Below are 16,937 nucleotides of genomic sequence, written 5' to 3'. Positions count from 1 at the left end.
TTGAACAATGCATTTAACTATTCCGAGTACATAATCCGTAAAAAAGTATTCTCCATCATGGGAGCCAAACTGCATATCTACAACAGTTCAGAGGAGCTTGTGCTGTATTCGCAAATGAAGGCTTTCAAGCTGAAAGAAGATATTGCCATCTACAACGATGAGAGTATGACAACGGAACTGCTGCGCATCAAGGCGCGCAATGTCATTGATTTCAGCGCCACCTATGATGTGCATGACTCGGAGACTGGCGAACATCTCGGCGCACTGCGCCGCAAAGGGCTCAAATCGATTGTGAAGGATGAATGGATTCTGCTGGACAGCCACGATTCCGAAATGGGATTGATCAAGGAAGACAGCGCTCTCATGGCGCTGCTGCGGCGTTTCATTACACTGATTCCGCAAAAATATAACATTGAGCTCAGGGACGTTACCATCCCTGCTTTCCGGCAAAACTTCAATCCCTTTGTCACCAAAATTATCGCCGACTTCTCCGAGGACCGCAAAGGCCTGCTTGACCGCCGTCTCGCTCTGGCTGCCGGGATTCTGTTGTGCGCGGTGGAGGGGAAGCAGGATTAGCCTACAGCTGCTGAAATTAGGTTGAAACTACAAAACGGGGGTCGTCCTCCAGCCGCATAGGCTGAAGGACGACCCCCGTTTTTTCATGATGGTGCAGGCTGAGAGATTACTGTGCCCCGCCGTACATTTGCGACAGGCTGTCTGTAATGATTTTGTTCACATCCTCAATAACCACGCTGAGGCGTCGTTCCGCATCGAACAATCTGCGGATGCCCAGATTCAGGTTCAGCACCTCGAACAGCTTCTCCATCTTCTCCATTTCCTCCTGTGGAGGCATTTCTCCGCTCATCATCCGCTGCTGCAGCTCAATCTGGTTCTGACGGAAGTTATCGAGCATACGCTTGCTCTCCTGATCCGCTTCAATCACCTTCATTGCGCTTGCAATATCTGCGACCTCGCTGCTGTCTTTAATGGCACGCGCCAATTCATGCGCCTTGTCAATTACGTTCATATTAGTTCCTCCTAAAGTTTTGTGAGTATAAAGAATAGGTCAATCACCAAGGGTCAGATGTCTCCATATGATGAATGATATGTAACCCTAAAGATTCAATAGCCGGCATCATGCTGCCTACCGGAAGGAGATCCACGATGTCTAAGTTCAAGATCCCGGTCCAAACGGTCCACTCGGGCATCCTGCAGGAAAACGCTGTAATGCTTGGCGACAAATCCATGAAGAGGCTCAAAATACCGGCGCATGGTTCCATCCAGCTCACCTTCGGGTCATTGCGGCAGGAGGTTACCGTCATTCCGGTTCCCAAAACCGACAGTCTGCGTGTCAGTGAAGCACTGGCCCGCCGGCTCGGGCTCAGACAGCGGCTTACGCTCAATGTCTCCTACAGCTCGGGAAGCCGCACCTTGCGCCTCGGGCCGATGATCGGTGTACTGGTGAGCCGTGACTACCCGGATCATCCTGACCGTTTGTTCGGCCCGATCACCATGTTCTGCCGGGAGCTTACCAATGCCTGCCATGCGCAAGGCGCCTATGTCTATTTCTTCACCCCTGAAGCACTGGAATCGCGCAGCTCTTTCATTCAGGGCTGGGTATATGATGAGGGCTGGCGGAAGCTGAGTCTTCCTGTTGCCGATGTGATCAACAATCGGCTTACGACGCGAAAGGTAGAGAACAAACCTAGCGTACAGCATTTTCTGGCCGATGTAAAATCCCGCTATGGTACACATTTTTTCAATGAAAAATTTCTTGACAAGACAGAGGTGTTTGAAGCGCTGGCGCAAGATGCCACGCTGCAGAGATATTTACCGGAATCCCATGCCCTGAAAGGTTTTGCGGTGTTAAAGAAAATGTGCGGTACCTATAACAGTGTGTTCCTCAAACCAGTTCGCGGCAGTCTCGGCAAAGGGATTCTGCGCATTTCCAAGGAAGAGGGCGGTGGTTACCAGCTGTTATCCACTACCCCGCTGGGTACCCGCAAACAAAGTTATCCCAGCCTGACCAAGCTGTTCCAGTCCTTCGCTCCCAAGATGAAGACCACGCGTTATCAGATTCAGCAGGGTCTGAACCTGATGGAGCTGGGGCGGCGGCCTGTCGATTTCCGCGCCCTTGTGCAAAAGAACGGTACCGGCAAATGGGGCGTTACCTCCATTGTCGCCCGTACGGCTGGAAGCAATCATTTCGTCTCCAATCTGGCCCGGGGCGGGACGCTTAGCACTGTACGGGAAGCGATCACCAAGAGCAATCTGCCCTCTGGCGTAAAAGAGAGCTCGCAGGTCCAGCTGCCCCGGGCGGCTCTGGCTATCGCCAGAGGTGTAGAAACATACATTCCCGCGCATTTCGGAGAGCTGGGTATCGACCTCGCTCTGGACCAATCCGGGAGAATTTGGCTTTTGGAGGTCAATTCCAAGCCATCCAAGAACGACAATACCCCGCTGAACGATCAGAAGATCCGGCCTTCTGTGAAGCAAATGATTCTATATTGCCGCTATCTGGCCGGGTTATAAGGAGGACATCATGTCGGAGACAGCATTGGGGTTCCTGGGCATTATGACAGGGCGAAGCCATGGGAATCCCCCTATCGCAGAACCGGAGTTCTGCACAAGGCTGTGCCGGGCGGCCCCGCTGTACGATCTCCAGGTCATTGTGTTCCACCCGTATGGCGTAGCCAGCGACGGCCGAACCGTCAGCGGATATACCTGGGAGGATGGGCAATGGAAGTCTGCATGTACCTCTGCCCCGGATGTCCTGTACAATCGTTGCCTGATCACAAGTCCGCAGGAAAAAAGAGCAGCTTCCTCCGCCTTGGCCGCCCTTTCACGCTCCCTCCCCTGGTCGCGCGGAATTCCGGATAAATGGGGTGTCTACGAAATACTCCGGCGCAGCCGAAGGGCTGCCGGGCTTCTGCCCGAAACCCGGCTCTACAAGGATACCGGGGAGCTCGGAACCATGCTTGCGGAAAGAGAACAAGGCGTGTTCCTGAAGCCACGGGCCGGCTCGCACGGCAAACGCACGCTTCATGCTGTAAGGTTGCCCCGAAGCAAAGGCGGAGGCATTAGCCTTCGCGGACGGGATGGGGTGAACCTTCCTTTTCAACATGTGTTCGGCTCGCTGGATGAAGGTCTGGGCTGGGTCCAGGATTTCACCGGCTCGCGCCGCTATATTATACAGCCTTATCTGCAGCTGACAGACAGTTGCGGCCAGCCGTTCGATGTGCGTGTGCTTATGCAAAAGAACGGCCATGGCGCCTGGATGCTGACCGGCATGGCTGTTCGGCTGGGCAGACCAGATTCACTTACTTCGAATCTGCATGGCGGTGGGACAGCTGTCGCTCCGCTGCCGTTCCTGCTTGCAGAATACGGTAAATCCGGAGAAGAACTGCTGCAGGAGCTGGCCGCGGCAGCAGCTCTTCTGCCTCCCTTGCTGGAGGAGGCCTGCGGCAGACTCGGTGAGCTGGGTCTCGACTTCGGCCTGGATCCCGCCGGCAGAATCTATCTGCTTGAAGTCAATTCCAAACCAGGGCGCACGGTGTTCCGGCTGACGGGCGACCGCCGGGCTGCTAGGCTCGCCGCCGAGAACCCGCTGCGCTATACCAGGCATCTGCTGCTTACTTCAGCGGCGAACACCCGGGTGTTCGCCGCTGGACCGCTCCGTTATTAACGGGAGAATGAAATCAATGGTTCCTAAGGAGGATTCATAAATGGGTCTCACTTTTTGCAATGTTCATTTTACCAAGCAGCCCCAAAGAGTAGTCTACGTCTCGGGTGAACTGATGAGAAGCCTAAAACTGACCGGTAAGAAAAATATCCGCCTGCGGCTGGGCAAAGATGCGATCCCGGCGATGATTAAGCCGATCAAACGTGCCGGTAAACATCTTTTTCTCGCCTCGGGTGTGAAGAGTGCTATCAAAATTCCAAATTCCGGCGGCGTCTATCTGCGAAATTTGCAGAATGATGAAGTTCAGCTCGGTCCGCTTGTCGGCGTGTTGTCCGACGGTCAGTCTTCTTCGACACAGCCTTTTGGCTCCCGTACCGGCTTCATTAAACAGCTGCTGCGGGAAGGAAGCAACAAATGCTATATCTTCGCGTTTATGCCGCGGGACATTGACTGGCAGCAGGAGCAGGTCAATGGCTATTTCCTGAACGCCAGCGGTAAATTCGAACGCAAGCTGGTCCCGCTTCCGGATGTTGTCTACAACCGGCTCCCCAGCCGGAGAGCTGAGACTTCTCCCTACATCAACCAGCTACGTGAACGTTTTGGACGGAAGAAGATTCCTTATTTCAATTGGAGTTTTTTCAATAAATCGGATGTTTACCGGCTGCTTGAGAATGACAGCGCGGCGAGCCGCTTCGTGCCTGAAACACATAGCAACCCAAGCCCCGAGCAAATGCGGGATATGCTCGACCGCCATCATTTCGTATATTACAAACCTTCGGCGGGCAGCCTGGGGCACGGGATCTACCGGCTGACCTACCTGCCGAAGAAGGGCTACTTCGCCCGCTACCGGAAGAATGGTAAAAATGTGCTTCTGCGCTTCGCCAGCTTCGACAGCCTGATGCGGATGCTGCGGGGCCGGCACGGCCAAAGTCTGCAAAGCTATGTAGTGCAGCAGGGCATCCGGCTGATTGAAATTGACAGCTGCCCGATCGACTTCCGTTTTCACATGCACAAGAACGGCAGCAATCAGTGGGTTGTCGTCGGGATCGGCGCCAAAAAAGCCGGTCGGGGCAGTGTCACCACCCATCTTAAGAACGGCGGCGCACTGCTCACTCCGCAGCAGGCTCTGGGGCGAGTCTTCGGGGATAGAGCCGACGAAGTACTGCAGCGGGCCAAAACAACTGCTGTCAAGCTTGCCGAATCTCTGGAGATACAGCATAGGCATCTGCTCGGTGAAATCGGTTTTGACCTTGGCATTGACCAGGATGAGGACATCTGGATGTTTGAGGCAAACGCCAAGCCGGGACGCTCAATCTTCCGCCATCCTTCCCTGCGCGCTGAGGGCAAAGCTTCCGTCGAGCATATTCTGGAGCATTGTCTGTACCTCAGCAAATTCCGCAGGAGGGATGAATTGTGAACAGCCGAATTCCCGACCCCGGCAAACCTGTGATTGCCATTCTGACAACCAGCGACCGGCTGCGGCAGTTCCGCGGCAACCGCGAGAACTTCCGTGATATTATCCGTACCGGCAAGGAAATGGGATATTGGGTGTATGTCGTCACCGTCCGCGATCTGAAACTGGATGAGCGGATGGTGAACGGCTACGTCCCCTCCCCCAGCGGCAAGATCTGGTACAGTACTCCCATGCCGCTACCGCAGGTCATATATAACCGGATACCCAACCGTGAAGACGAGGAAAAAGCACCTGTCGCCCGCAAAATAGCAGAATGTCTGGAGCATCCTGAAATCCACCTTTACAATCCTAGTTTTTTTAATAAGTGGAATTTGTTTGAATGGTTGAAGGAATCACGTGCCACCTCTAAGCATGTGCCCAAAACAAGACGACTGCGCAGTGCAAATACGCTGGTTGCGATGCTGAAGAACCATGACAGCCTCTATCTCAAACCAGAGAACGGAAAAGCGGGCAAAGGGATCATGCGTCTGAAGTACCGCCTGGACACCAGCCTCCCTTTCCGCCTGCAAATTCAGAGCGGCAAAAAAAATGTGACCTATAAAGCAGCCTCCATTGAACGTCTCTGGGCACGGATCGGACGGGAACGGGGAGGCTCACGCTACATTGTACAGCAGGCGATTGCGCTTGCTGCACACCGCGGCCGCCCTTTTGATCTGCGTGTGCTTCTTCAAAAGAACGGCAAAGGGGCCTGGGCGGTAACCGGAATCGGTGCACGGCTGGCGGGGGCCCGGAGCATTACGACCCATGTTCCGCGCGGGGGCAGCATTGAGGAGCCTGCCACCATGCTGGAAGGCACCTTCGGTACCGAGCGGACGGCAGCTATTCTGAAGAATGTCCCTACGACCGCACTGCTGATCGCCCGGCAAATTGAACGGGCATCGGAAACCCGGCTTGGAGAGATGTCCATGGATTTGGGTGTGGATGAGGAAGGCGGACTGTGGTTCTTCGAGGCCAACTCCCGTCCGATGAAATTCGATGAGCCCGCGATCCGGAAGCTGTCGCTCGAACGGATCTTTCACTACGGACAGCATCTGTCTCGTCAGAGCAAGTAGCCTAAGAAATCCAGTAAAGGAAGTGACACACCATGCAGATATCCTCCATTTATGACACTGATCCGGTGCGGTGGAAAATCAGGCTGGCGGGTTTGCTGGAGTTCTTGAGGGAGCACGGTGAGCGGCGAATCACACTTCGCGGTTGCAGAGTGCTGGCCCGGCTCACACCGGAGCAGCTGTCACAGCCTGGTGTGTCTCTGCTGGTTGCCACGGTACGCGGCCAGAACGGACGACAGCTTGCCGGCGTCAGCTTCGTGTCCGGCTTCGGCAAGGATGCCAGCCTTGTTGCCGTCCATCCCTTGTACCGGAACCGTCATACCGGAACGGCGTTGCTGTCCGCACAGCTCGAACGCCTGGGCAGTCTGGAATGCACAGTAGCCTGCGACAATACGGCAAGCTTGAAGATGTGCTTCAATACTGGGCTTGTAGCGGTGGCTCTAAACGATGGCCCTACCGGCAAACCCACACTACTGCTCCGTTCGCCGTTTCTCCCAGGCAGCCCGTCCATAACTCTTCCACAAGAAGGTGAACTCCTGTGCCAGAACCCGTCTTAGGCATCCTTACGCTCTATTTGAACGAAGCGAGGCAGCTTGAAGAGAAAAGCGTATACCGGAGGATGATTATTGAAGGCAGCCGGATTGGCCTGGATGTCTTTGTTTTCACCCCCGCCGATGTTCATGCCAGCAAAGATCAGATTAATGCTCTCGTCTACGATGTGAAAAGCGGAACATGGTCGCGCAAATGGCGCTCCCTTCCGCATATGATCTATGACCGCTGCCGGATTCAGCGCAGTGAGCGGTTCCAGCAGCTGCTTCGCTTCCGCGCGAAGTACAGCCACCTGACTTTCCTGAATCGGCCGCTGCGCAATAAATGGACCGTCCACCAGACGTTCTCGCAGCGGAGCCGCTTCCGGCAGCACATGCCGGAAACGTTGCTGTATCAGTCCTCCGCTGACCTTCACCGGATGCTGAAATCCAGTCCGGTGGTCTATGTCAAGCCCATTAACGGCACGGGTGGACGCGGCATCCTGCGGATTGAACGGCAGGGCCAAGGTAAATCCCTCTACGATATCCAGGGACGCCGCCAGAGCCGGGAGATCATCGCGCCCCGGAAGGTGTCGCTGAGCCGCCTGGATTCCATTGTGCGCCAGTGGTGTCTCGGCGGACGCTTCCTGGTGCAGCAGGGTATCCCGCTGCGCCTACCGAGCGGACGCTACCACGATTACCGCATGCTTGTGCAAAAGAATGGCCAGGGCGTATGGGAGCTGACCGGCATGGCCGGCCGCGTGGGCGCCGCCCGCAGCGTCACCTCGAACCTGCACGGCGGCGGCCATGCCATCCGCGCTGAGATCCTGCTGAAGCAATGGCTCGGCAGCGAAGAAAAGGCCGGCAAAACCATGAAGACCGCAGAGAAGCTGGGCCTCGATGCCGCAGCCTTTCTGGAGGAGAGCTTCGGTGCCTTGTGCGAGCTGGCGCTGGACCTCGCCATTGACCGCGAGGGAAACATCTACGTGCTGGAGGTTAACCCCAAGCCCGCCCGCGAGGTCTTCGCCCGCTCCGGCGACAGCGGCACCTACCGCAAAGCGCTGATGCGCCCGCTGGAATATGCAATGTGGGTGTATAAGAACAAGAACACGCCGAGTTCGGTAAAGAAGGTTGAGGAATAGAAGATGTTCTTCGACACAACAACAGCCCCTCCACAGGTATGCGGAAGGGGCTGTTGTGTGTGGATTGTGCTTTAATCAGCTTCTATCCATAACGGATTTAATGAAAATCAAATTAACCATCTAATAAATAAATATTCCCGACGCAGCTATTGATCGTGGATCAGTTTTGCAAATAGAGCATTTTGCATAATTCAATTTTCGATACAAAGTCATAGTCAGGCCAACATCCAAAGCTCCATTTTTGAGTTTTGGGTTGCAAATGGGCGGACGGACAGAATTTCAATGAATCTGAAATTTTTAAGCGGCGTTCTGTACTTGTTGCCTCGCGATGGCCAGAGCAGAGCCAAGTAACACAATCGCATTTAAATATTGGTGGGTAGTGACTTTTTGAATCCCCCAAACATGGAGTTGGTCTGCGGTTAAATAGGTCTTCATTCGAGAATTACATCGTTCCACACTGGTTCGTTTATTGTAAAGTTCCTTCCAGCCTCGGCTTTCCCGATGCGGCAGAGCATAACGCCGGAGATCCGTTTGACTGTTGACTTTAACCACCATGCCATAATTGGAGGACGAACAAGCAGCCATGCCCAAAGGACAATCCACTTGACCTGTCGCATGTGGACAACGGAATTTTAAATGTACCTTTTCCTGTCCCCAATACGTCATGGGAAATCCCATTGAACAACGCGCTTTTTGCAGACCTTAAGTCTTCAAATTGTGCAGGGCTCTTTGAATTGTTGGGTGACATGTTAGGCTACTACAATTCCAGTCGTCGATTACAGATGATACATATCAATAACACTGCCTCTCAGCAGGATCAACGTTTCACTTGTGCTCATGAATTAGGGCATGTCATTTTACATCCGAACGTGAACACTCCTTTTCTCCGAAGACTCACTCTTATTCTGTGGATCGGATTGAACGGGAAGCCAATCAATTTGCAGTGGAGTTGTTAATGCCGGTTTGAACATTTAAAGAAAATTCCTGATTTTGAATTATAAATATATCTAATTGTTATCACCGGGAAAGAAATACTTTTTTAATAGAACAGGCTATGGTATGCGACTTCCGTCGCATACCATAGCCTGTTTTTCAAAAGAGAATGCCTCAAATCCAGAGTATTTAAAGACCTGGTAATGGGTTAGTGATCTGTTACACTATTTCGATTGTTTTAATATGCCGGCATTTGGGAAAGCTGCTGCAGCCGTAGAATTAACCCTTTGAGAACCCTGTTGGATTTCGCCAGATCATACGCAGTCGCTGTATAATCGCTGATCGATACAACCCAAGCTTCCGACGCTCCATAATGCACTCTGGTTGCGGCACTTTTGCTCAGCATCCAACACAAGCCATCTTGGTTGGACAAACTGAATCAATAGTGCACATTCCTCCAACCACTTTGGACATAGTTCCACCTTTTCACGGTTATCATTATTTTTTTCTTTAAGTTCACCTGCTCGCTCCTCAAGAATTCAATGAATTAATTGTTCTGATACCTGCCTGAGTTGTGGGAGCTGAATGATAAAAAGTCACTTCAATATCCTTTTAATGTTAAAGCGTTTTAACAATATCAACAGATATTTTCTCTGTTTGAACTGCATGTGTGGCAAATCCATGTTTTAACAAATGGGGCCTTTTATAATAACTTAGCTACCCTTTGAAGGCTGAACAACCAACCCGTGTAAAAGAAAACGGAGGATTACATTAACGGAAAACACATTAATGTGTTTCAGGCTGTCGAGAAAGTCTCGACAGCTGAATATATTAATTTAAGATGACACCGCGTTAATGCCATACAATCTATTCATAGAACGGACGATAGAGCGAAGCTTCGCGGATGCTAAAGAGCTCCATAGGTTTCGCTATTGGTGTTTATTTTTATATTGAAAAATGTATTTTCCATTTAAAAGCAATTGTTTTCTTGCTTCTACATCATACTTTACTTCTGGATTAGTGTCTGACCAATATGATTCTTTTAACGATGTGCTGCTTTTTCAGAAATAAGTATGCAGTTAAAATTTTGTTTATATTCCTGCGACTGCATGGGAATATACGTATCCCACATTAGTATAAAATCCAATGCGTCGGAAAATCTAAGGTTGAAGAATAAGGAGGTGATAATATCTCAATGAATACGCCAACACTAGCGCCGCACGAATCGATGGAACTTCATGAAGCCTTAAACTTTAAAACACTCTGCCTCGCTAAGTCAAAACTTATGCAAGGCTTGGTCTTTGACCAAGAGCTAAAAGCCTTAATGCAGAAAGATGTAATTCAATCCATACAACAGATCGCCGAGCTGCAAACAATCTATGCAAGAGCTCCTTTCCAAGCGCCTGTTCCTAATAGCCCGACACCTATAACACATTAAAGGGGAACGCCAATGAATGCTGATTATTTAGACCCGATTAATTCATTAAATATGCCGGAAATGGCAGACATGACTTTTGCAATGGACTTCCTTCTTCGTGCCAAGGAAGGTGTGCGGAATTTGTCCATCGCCCTGACAGAAACGGCTTCTCCGGATGTAAGAGCGCTGCTGCACAATCATCTTAAGCAGGGGATTGCAATGCACCAAGAAATCACAGAGCTCATGATTCGTAAAAAATGGTTCCATCCTTACAAGCTTAACGAACAGTACCAGCTCGACCAGCTTTCAGCGAAAAATACGGTGATGATCGGTCAGATGAATTTGTTCCCGGATGATACATCACGTAAAGGGATGTTTGATCGGACCCCAGATGAACATATTGGAGGACATAAAGCATGAAAGCTGTAACGTATCAAGGGATTAAAAATGTCGTGGTCAAAGAGGTACCGGATCCGAAGATTGAGAAATCGGACGATATGATCGTAAAGATCACCAGTACCGCCATTTGCGGTTCTGACCTTCACCTTATTCACGGGATGATCCCTAACCTTCAGGAGAACTATGTCATCGGGCATGAACCGATGGGGATCGTAGAAGAAGTAGGCCCCGGCGTGACAAAGGTAAAGAAGGGTGATCGCGTCATTATCCCATTCAACATCGCTTGCGGAGAATGTTTTTTTTGCAAAAATCATCTTGAAAGCCAATGTGACAACTCAAACGAACACGGGGATATGGGCGCATATTTCGGCTACTCCGGAACGACCGGCGGATACCCTGGCGGGCAAGCCGAGTATTTACGGGTTCCGTTTGCAAATTTTACCCACTTCAAAATTCCCGAAAGCTGCGAACAACCGGACGAGAAGCTAAGCTTGATCGCTGATGCCATGACGACGGCATTCTGGAGCGTAGATAATGCCGGCGTAAAGAATGGAGATACGGTCATCGTGCTCGGCTGCGGTCCGGTTGGACTTCTGGCCCAGAAATTCTGCTGGCTGAAAGGAGCAAAGCGGGTCATTGCTGTCGACTATGTCGATTACCGCTTACAGCATGCGAAGAGAACGAACAATGTGGAAATCGTAAACTTCGAACAGGATAAGAATATCGGCAACACTCTCAAAGAAATGACCAAAGGCGGAGCCGATGTCGTAATTGATGCTGTAGGGATGGACGGTAAGATGAGCGATCTTGAATTTCTAGCCAGCGGTTTGAAACTGCAGGGCGGCACTATGAGCGCATTTATCATTGCATCTCAGGCTGTCCGCAAAGGCGGGACCATCCAAGTCACTGGGGTATACGGCGGACGCTATAACGGATTCCCGCTCGGCGATATCATGCAGCGCAACGTGAATATCCGTTCTGGACAAGCTCCGGTCATTCACTACATGCCGTATATGTACGAGTTGGTTACTTCGGGCAAAGTGGACCCTGGAGACATTGTTACGCACGTCATTCCGCTCAGCGAAGCCAAGCGCGGCTATGAAGTGTTCGATACGAAAATGGACGATTGCATCAAAGTCGTCTTAAAGCCTTGAATATGGAGAGATACATGGGAGGACAATCCAAATGAATTTCAATTATGCTTTGCATGAGATGCTGGAGGTTCATGAAATAGCTGCGTTCAAGACCGTTTGTATGACCAAATCTAAAACCATGCAAGCTCTGGTAACCGACCCAGGGCTCTTACAAATTTTGCAGCAAGATGTGCAATTATCACAGCAGCAGCTTCAAGAGCTCGGTGGAGTGCTTTCTAAAGTGAACCCATAGGAGATGATAACATGAACCCAATCTTAGAACACGTGACAGGGCTTCATACGTTAACCGACGACGTGATCGCAATGGATTTTCTGATGAACGCAAAGAGCGGGGTCAGAAACTACGCCATGGCCGTGACCGAATGTGCCACCCCAGAAATCAAGCAAATCTTGATGAAACAGCTCGACGAAGCCATAGACTCCCATGAAAAGATAACAATCTACATGATGCAGCGGGACCTTTATCATCCCTACCATATTCCAGAGCAAATTCAGCTCGATCTGAAAAACATTCAGACCGCTATGAACATTCCGTCCTGACACCGTATTTCGTTCCGACAAAACGCGCAAAACCACCATGGTTCAGGCGCGTTTTTGATTTATCCGGAGACTTGGCAGAACAGAATGCTCCCCGTATAGTCTAACAGGATCACGTCAAAGACTGGTGCACCCGCCAAGGTATCAAACTGGAGATAGATGCCAAATTACATTTTATTTTGAAATGGTCCCTATCACAGGTATGCGGAAGGGGCTGTTGTGTGTGGATTGTGCTTTAATCAGCTTCAATCTATAACGGATTTAATGAAAATCAAATTAACCATCTAATAAATAAATATTCCCGACGCAGCTATTGATCGTGGATCACAGTTTACAGTTGTATCCAAAACAAAGGGTAGTGTATGGTCATGGGGAGCAAACATTAAGGTCAATTAGGGGATGGAACTACATCACAACGGGGAACCCGGGTTCAGATTCCCGTTAAGCGGATCTTCCCGGTAAAGATGTCATCTATCGTTTTTTGAATCAAGCTTTTTTTGCTTGGCGGTGCTTTTTGCAGACCTTAAGTCTTCAAACTGTGCAGGGCTTTTTGAATTGTTGGGTGACATGTTAGGCTACTACAATTCCAGTCGTCGATTACAGATGATACATATCAATAACACTGCCTCTCAGCAGGATCAACGTTTCACTTGTGCTCATGAATTAGGGCATGTCATTTTACATCCGAACGTGAACACTCCTTTTCTCCGAAGACTCACTCTTATTCTGTGGATCGGATTGAACGGGAAGCCAATCAATTTGCAGTGGAGTTGTTAATGCCGGTTTGAACATTTAAAGAAAATTCCTGATTTTGAATTATAAATATATCTAATTGTTATCACCGAGAAAGAAATACTTTTTTAATAGAACAGGCCACGGCATGCGACTTCCGTCACATACCATGGTCTTTTTTTTAGAAAATCATACCTAAAATCCAGAGAATTCAAAGAACCTGGAAAACTTCTACATCCATAGAATTGACCCTTAGAGCTACCACACTTTGCAACCCCCATGGTTTGCACACGCCAAATTAAAATTCATATTATCTATAATAATATCTTAGGGCACTATCACTTACATAATAAGGACATGTGGTATAGTAATGTTGAACAAGTCCCAATTGCCCCCATTTAGAAGTCACATAATATCCAGTTTTTCTTCCTAAACTGGTTACTACACCTGAATGTTCATTTCCAGCTGTACTATAATAGACTTTGCCTCCCACGGATGGAGAAGAACTTTGATCATAGCTCCCATCAGTCATATAAGAATTCGGATAATTCATCCAATATGGATTACTTGTCGATTGGCTATACCATGCGTAGGAGTGGCAGTTATAAATTGATGTAGCAGAGCTTAATAGGGTAGCGCTTGAATAATTAGTTGCCACATAATTATTAGCCGCTTTTTTTTCAGCAGAAGACAATTGCTCAGCATTCTTATCAACCTGTACTGCCGTACCTTTTGGTGTATACACAGTATAACTTGACATTGTACCTTCGCTTATTCCTTGTTTTTCTGCCATTACCGAATAGGAACTTGCTGCAGTCAAGCCATAAATATTCTTTTGGGATTGTTTTTGGAAATATTTATTCTCCACTTCTTTTTCTAACTTTTCAGTCTCAGATGTGTTGAGTTTTTGTTGTATTTCATCTTGTCTTAAAATTATTTCCATATTAGATAAATCAAATATTTGTTTTGAAGTAACTGTTTTCGCATCATTTGCTACAGGCATTTGTTGATACTTTTCAATAAGTTTATTAGGTGCATCCTCTCTTTGGTATAACTCTTGAATTCCGTTAAACGTTTTCGATACCGCATCAATACCTTGTTGAAGAGTATCATACGCATAAATATCCATTAAAAGCGGATAGTTCAATACTGTTTCTATTAACTCGTTTGTTGTTAATTTCTTCAGAGTATCATCGGGAATTTGAGATACCTCTATCATTTTTGTGTGATCAGTTAATTCATTCCATGAACTTGTTCCAGGTTTTATAGGATAATCATAACCTATTGCTGCTGTATGTAATTCATTGGTCTCGTTGGCATAGGCAGGAATTGAAAACAAACTAACACAAACTAAAACAGATAGAATTACAGAAAGGAAAGAAATAGATTTTTCTTTAATTTTCATTTGAATCCCCTCTCAAATTGTTAGTTTTTCGTGATTTGTTATTACAGCATGACAAGAATGTTAATTATCTCTATAGCTAAACTCTAATTTCTTATGTTTCCCACCTCCCTCAGTTAATAGCTGATTATTCTTCGCTATACCGTATGATAGATATGGTTTGATAGGGTATTGGCACAATTGACATTGAGAGCTCAGATTGCAGTGGTATTCTCAAAATCCAAGAAAAACAAGGATTTTGCATCACCGGATTACTTCTCCCCCTTGCCCTTCCTAAATTTCACGTAATAAAACAGCCTTCTTAGAGCGCGTTTGATTCGATAACAAATGCGTATTTATATTCACCATTCCCCCAGAATGCATCTATTATAAAACCTCTAAATACAGTTTTATCTTTCTTATAGTAGGAACTCAATCGAGATGCAATGTGTGTTTCTAATTTAAAGCTATAAATTCCTTTCTTTTTGACGTATGGAACCTCGACTATTTCTTTAGGAGTATATAAATAATCTCCATTCGAATTAATTAATCCATCACTTATGGAAAGTTTGTCAGGTGGATTCGATCCAAAATCCAGCGAAATTTCATCACCACTTTTTAAAAATTTAATTTTTTTTGAATTCCCTCCCTCAAAGGCAAATAAAAATATTTTTTTTGTGTCGTTTAATGAAGAACCTTTTTCGGTATTATTCAATGTTTTAAATTCAATTTTCTCTTTCCCACCCATGATCTCAACAATTCCAGTATGACTGTCATCACACCCGCTAAATGTTATAAACATTGAAAGTAAGAATATATTCAATAATATTTTTTTATTTTTATTAATAATGATCATTCCCCTCTTTATGTTCATACAAAATATGCTTTAAATATCACCACATCAAAATCGTACAACAATTATCTATTTATGTAAATATTTTCTTTTTAAAAGGATATAATTTGAATATAGCCCATTTTATTCATAATTTTAGGATGGTATTATAGATGGCTATCACAAAATCCACGCATGGAGCAAATTACATTCGAGCCTTTTGACTTATCCAATGGTTTAAAAAGCCAATGGTCCCACCTGTGAGAAGATGCACACCACAACAAAAAGACCTAACAGCACTGACTGCCCAGCATGCGGATCTGAATATAGAGCAAGAGTTGCTTACTGCGGGATAAGTTTCGAATTGTCTAACACACAGGTGTAGACGATTGTAACGAAGCCGCTCATTGACTACAATATGCGAAATAAAAAACTAATCAAAACCAAAAAAGAACACTTCCGGCCATTATGCACCATGCGTCCGTGGAAGAAAGATGGCTGTCAGAAAGTATTCAAGATTAAAGAACGATACGGACTGACTTAAGTACACGTTCCCGACTAGAGGAAGCCGGGGCTACAAAGAGCTGTATAAACAACGAACAGCGGTGGTGCTGGTGAATGCATATACATAAGATTTTTATCAGTTAAACAACATTCGCCATGTAGGTTGGATGTTAGCCAAGGAAGATTCAAATGTCATCACTGAGAAAGACATGCTATTGCAAAAAACAACACCTCAAATCCAGAGAATTAAAATAACTTGGCAACAGGATTACTGCTCTGTTATACTACTTCGATTGTTTTAATATGCCGACATTTGGGAAAACTGCTGCAGCCATAGAATTGACCCTTTGAATATCCTCACCTTCACCTTTATCGGGTGTCTAAGATAAACGTAGCTCATAGACGTGATTGCTGCGAATGGTGTGAGCGATGTATCTTCAGAAGCCTTAACGAGTCTACATTCTGCGGTGATGGCACAGTTTGAGCGGCAGGAGAATTATAACCGCACGCTCATAGAAACCATGCAACGTGAGCGAGAGGATAATCAAAAGCAACGTGAGCTGGGATCGCCAAAAGTTCGAACGTCTCAGGGGGAAGTTAGCTGATGCACGAGGCGAGGCGGCCTCTACTAATGAGAGGCTCAGTGATGAGATCCGGAAAGGCCAGCAGGAGACGAGCAAACAGCTGAGCGAGATTCTCTCTCGCATGGATACATATGGAAAACGTAAGTCGTTTTTTTGAAATATTTGTTATTGATACGTCCAACCCCATTGGGGGTACCGTGACAGGAGGCGCAGTTGTACCAAAAACCTTTACTATAAATGAGGGATATGGCCATATTAAACTGCTTATGAAAAACTATAGTAGCAGTTCAGTTACTGTTAGCCTAACACACAAAAATTCAGGTTGGGTATATTTTTCCGAGGTGATTCCAGGAGATGGATCTATTACATGGAAAAATTCCCAACATGTTTACGAACAAGGCATGCTTGGTGGAGACTATACGCTTCAATGGAGTGGTGGCGGTAGTAACGTTAATGGAGAATTTTTCGGAAAAACTAGTTCATCTATTTCCGATGTTACAAATTAATTCAAGTTTTGCTGTTGAGAAGCTCCCGATTCCCGGGGGTTTTTTTATGCTATAGCACCTCCTGCTAGAGATCGTCTGAGAACG

General features: G+C 47.5%; 20 protein-coding genes and 1 pseudogene. 16 read left to right on the top strand and 5 right to left on the bottom strand.

All coding sequences use genetic code 11. The annotated features are described in order from the left end of the window. Complete coding sequence (locus tag A3848_RS05785) at positions 1 to 576, top strand: LURP-one-related family protein (RefSeq protein WP_218618690.1); 576 nt, start codon at positions 1 to 3, stop codon at positions 574 to 576. Between the two features lie 106 nt (positions 577 to 682). Here A3848_RS05785 and A3848_RS05780 read toward each other — a convergent pair whose 3' ends face one another. Next, entirely contained in the window at positions 683 to 1,027 is a 345-nt protein-coding gene (locus tag A3848_RS05780; protein ID WP_074084006.1) for a YlbF family regulator, read from the bottom strand. A gap of 137 nt (positions 1,028 to 1,164) precedes the next feature. Here A3848_RS05780 and A3848_RS05775 point away from each other — a divergent pair, with 137 nt between their 5' ends. Genes A3848_RS05775 through A3848_RS05750 form a run of 6 tightly spaced genes read left to right on the top strand, consistent with a single transcriptional unit; the run spans position 1,165 to position 7,874 of the window. Further along, on the top strand, positions 1,165 to 2,532 hold the full coding sequence (locus A3848_RS05775; RefSeq protein WP_074084005.1) for a YheC/YheD family endospore coat-associated protein: 1,368 nt from the start codon (positions 1,165 to 1,167) through the stop codon (positions 2,530 to 2,532). A 10-nt stretch (positions 2,533 to 2,542) separates the two neighbouring features. Then, entirely contained in the window at positions 2,543 to 3,685 is a 1,143-nt protein-coding gene (locus A3848_RS05770; protein WP_074084004.1) for a YheC/YheD family endospore coat-associated protein, read from the top strand. A gap of 40 nt (positions 3,686 to 3,725) precedes the next feature. After that, positions 3,726 to 5,099: a YheC/YheD family endospore coat-associated protein gene (locus tag A3848_RS05765; protein ID WP_074084003.1), complete on the top strand. Its 1,374-nt coding sequence runs from the start codon at positions 3,726 to 3,728 to the stop codon at positions 5,097 to 5,099. Next, positions 5,096 to 6,208, top strand: coding sequence for a YheC/YheD family endospore coat-associated protein (locus tag A3848_RS05760; RefSeq protein ID WP_074084002.1), 1,113 nt, complete (start codon positions 5,096 to 5,098; stop codon positions 6,206 to 6,208). The genes A3848_RS05765 and A3848_RS05760 overlap by 4 nt, the downstream gene beginning before the upstream one ends. A gap of 32 nt (positions 6,209 to 6,240) precedes the next feature. Further along, complete coding sequence (locus A3848_RS05755) at positions 6,241 to 6,762, top strand: GNAT family N-acetyltransferase (protein ID WP_074084001.1); 522 nt, start codon at positions 6,241 to 6,243, stop codon at positions 6,760 to 6,762. After that, on the top strand, positions 6,744 to 7,874 hold the full coding sequence (locus A3848_RS05750; protein ID WP_074084000.1) for a YheC/YheD family endospore coat-associated protein: 1,131 nt from the start codon (positions 6,744 to 6,746) through the stop codon (positions 7,872 to 7,874). The genes A3848_RS05755 and A3848_RS05750 overlap by 19 nt, the downstream gene beginning before the upstream one ends. A 297-nt stretch (positions 7,875 to 8,171) precedes the next feature. On the opposite strand, the pseudogene A3848_RS05745 reads toward A3848_RS05750, so the two are convergent. Continuing rightward, positions 8,172 to 8,558: pseudogene (locus tag A3848_RS05745) on the bottom strand (transposase); the annotation flags it as partial. 62 nt (positions 8,559 to 8,620) lie between these two features. Between A3848_RS05745 and A3848_RS05740 the strand changes: the two are divergent. Continuing rightward, on the top strand, positions 8,621 to 8,830 hold the full coding sequence (locus A3848_RS05740; RefSeq protein ID WP_371916012.1) for an ImmA/IrrE family metallo-endopeptidase: 210 nt from the start codon (positions 8,621 to 8,623) through the stop codon (positions 8,828 to 8,830). A gap of 215 nt (positions 8,831 to 9,045) precedes the next feature. Here the strand turns inward: A3848_RS05740 and A3848_RS31620 are convergent, their stop codons facing one another. Further along, a complete protein-coding gene (locus tag A3848_RS31620; protein ID WP_143192064.1) occupies positions 9,046 to 9,213 on the bottom strand; it encodes a restriction endonuclease in 168 nt (55 codons plus the stop codon). 789 nt (positions 9,214 to 10,002) lie between these two features. Between A3848_RS31620 and A3848_RS05735 the strand changes: the two genes are divergently transcribed. The 6 genes from A3848_RS05735 (at position 10,003) to A3848_RS05710 (ending at position 13,091) form a co-directional block, all read left to right on the top strand. Further along, complete coding sequence (locus A3848_RS05735) at positions 10,003 to 10,245, top strand: spore gernimation protein GerQ (RefSeq protein WP_074083998.1); 243 nt, start codon at positions 10,003 to 10,005, stop codon at positions 10,243 to 10,245. Positions 10,246 to 10,257: 12 nt separating this feature from the next. Beyond that, entirely contained in the window at positions 10,258 to 10,644 is a 387-nt protein-coding gene (locus A3848_RS05730; RefSeq protein WP_074083997.1) for a spore coat protein, read from the top strand. After that, a complete protein-coding gene (locus A3848_RS05725; RefSeq protein WP_074083996.1) occupies positions 10,641 to 11,777 on the top strand; it encodes a zinc-dependent alcohol dehydrogenase in 1,137 nt (378 codons plus the stop codon). Before A3848_RS05730 ends, A3848_RS05725 begins: the two co-directional genes overlap by 4 nt. Positions 11,778 to 11,808: 31 nt before the next feature. After that, positions 11,809 to 12,009: a hypothetical protein gene (locus A3848_RS05720; RefSeq protein WP_074083995.1), complete on the top strand. Its 201-nt coding sequence runs from the start codon at positions 11,809 to 11,811 to the stop codon at positions 12,007 to 12,009. 11 nt (positions 12,010 to 12,020) lie between these two features. Then, positions 12,021 to 12,317 (top strand): spore coat protein, encoded by a 297-nt coding sequence (locus tag A3848_RS05715; RefSeq protein ID WP_074083994.1) that lies wholly within the window; start codon positions 12,021 to 12,023, stop codon positions 12,315 to 12,317. 564 nt (positions 12,318 to 12,881) lie between these two features. Beyond that, positions 12,882 to 13,091 (top strand): ImmA/IrrE family metallo-endopeptidase, encoded by a 210-nt coding sequence (locus A3848_RS05710; protein ID WP_371916012.1) that lies wholly within the window; start codon positions 12,882 to 12,884, stop codon positions 13,089 to 13,091. Between the two features lie 265 nt (positions 13,092 to 13,356). On the opposite strand, the gene A3848_RS05705 is transcribed toward A3848_RS05710, so the two are convergent. Next, a complete protein-coding gene (locus A3848_RS05705; protein ID WP_074083992.1) occupies positions 13,357 to 14,451 on the bottom strand; it encodes a hypothetical protein in 1,095 nt (364 codons plus the stop codon). A gap of 298 nt (positions 14,452 to 14,749) precedes the next feature. Next, the gene (locus A3848_RS05700) at positions 14,750 to 15,301 is read right to left on the bottom strand and encodes a hypothetical protein (protein ID WP_143192063.1); all 552 of its coding nucleotides are present in this window, start codon (positions 15,299 to 15,301) and stop codon (positions 14,750 to 14,752) included. 990 nt (positions 15,302 to 16,291) lie between these two features. On the opposite strand from A3848_RS05700, the gene A3848_RS32155 reads away from it, so the two are divergent. Together A3848_RS32155 and A3848_RS31610 are read left to right on the top strand one after the other, a co-directional pair. Continuing rightward, positions 16,292 to 16,504, top strand: coding sequence for a hypothetical protein (locus tag A3848_RS32155; RefSeq protein ID WP_074083990.1), 213 nt, complete (start codon positions 16,292 to 16,294; stop codon positions 16,502 to 16,504). Then, positions 16,479 to 16,853, top strand: coding sequence for a hypothetical protein (locus A3848_RS31610; RefSeq protein WP_143192062.1), 375 nt, complete (start codon positions 16,479 to 16,481; stop codon positions 16,851 to 16,853). The genes A3848_RS32155 and A3848_RS31610 overlap by 26 nt, the downstream gene beginning before the upstream one ends. Positions 16,854 to 16,937: the final 84 nt, after the last annotated feature.

Source organism: Paenibacillus sp. P32E (assembly GCF_001909085.1).
GTDB lineage: Bacteria > Bacillota > Bacilli > Paenibacillales > Paenibacillaceae > Paenibacillus_AQ > Paenibacillus_AQ helianthi.
Note: the sequence above shows the minus strand (reverse complement) of the source record. Positions and strands in the feature narration are given on the sequence as shown.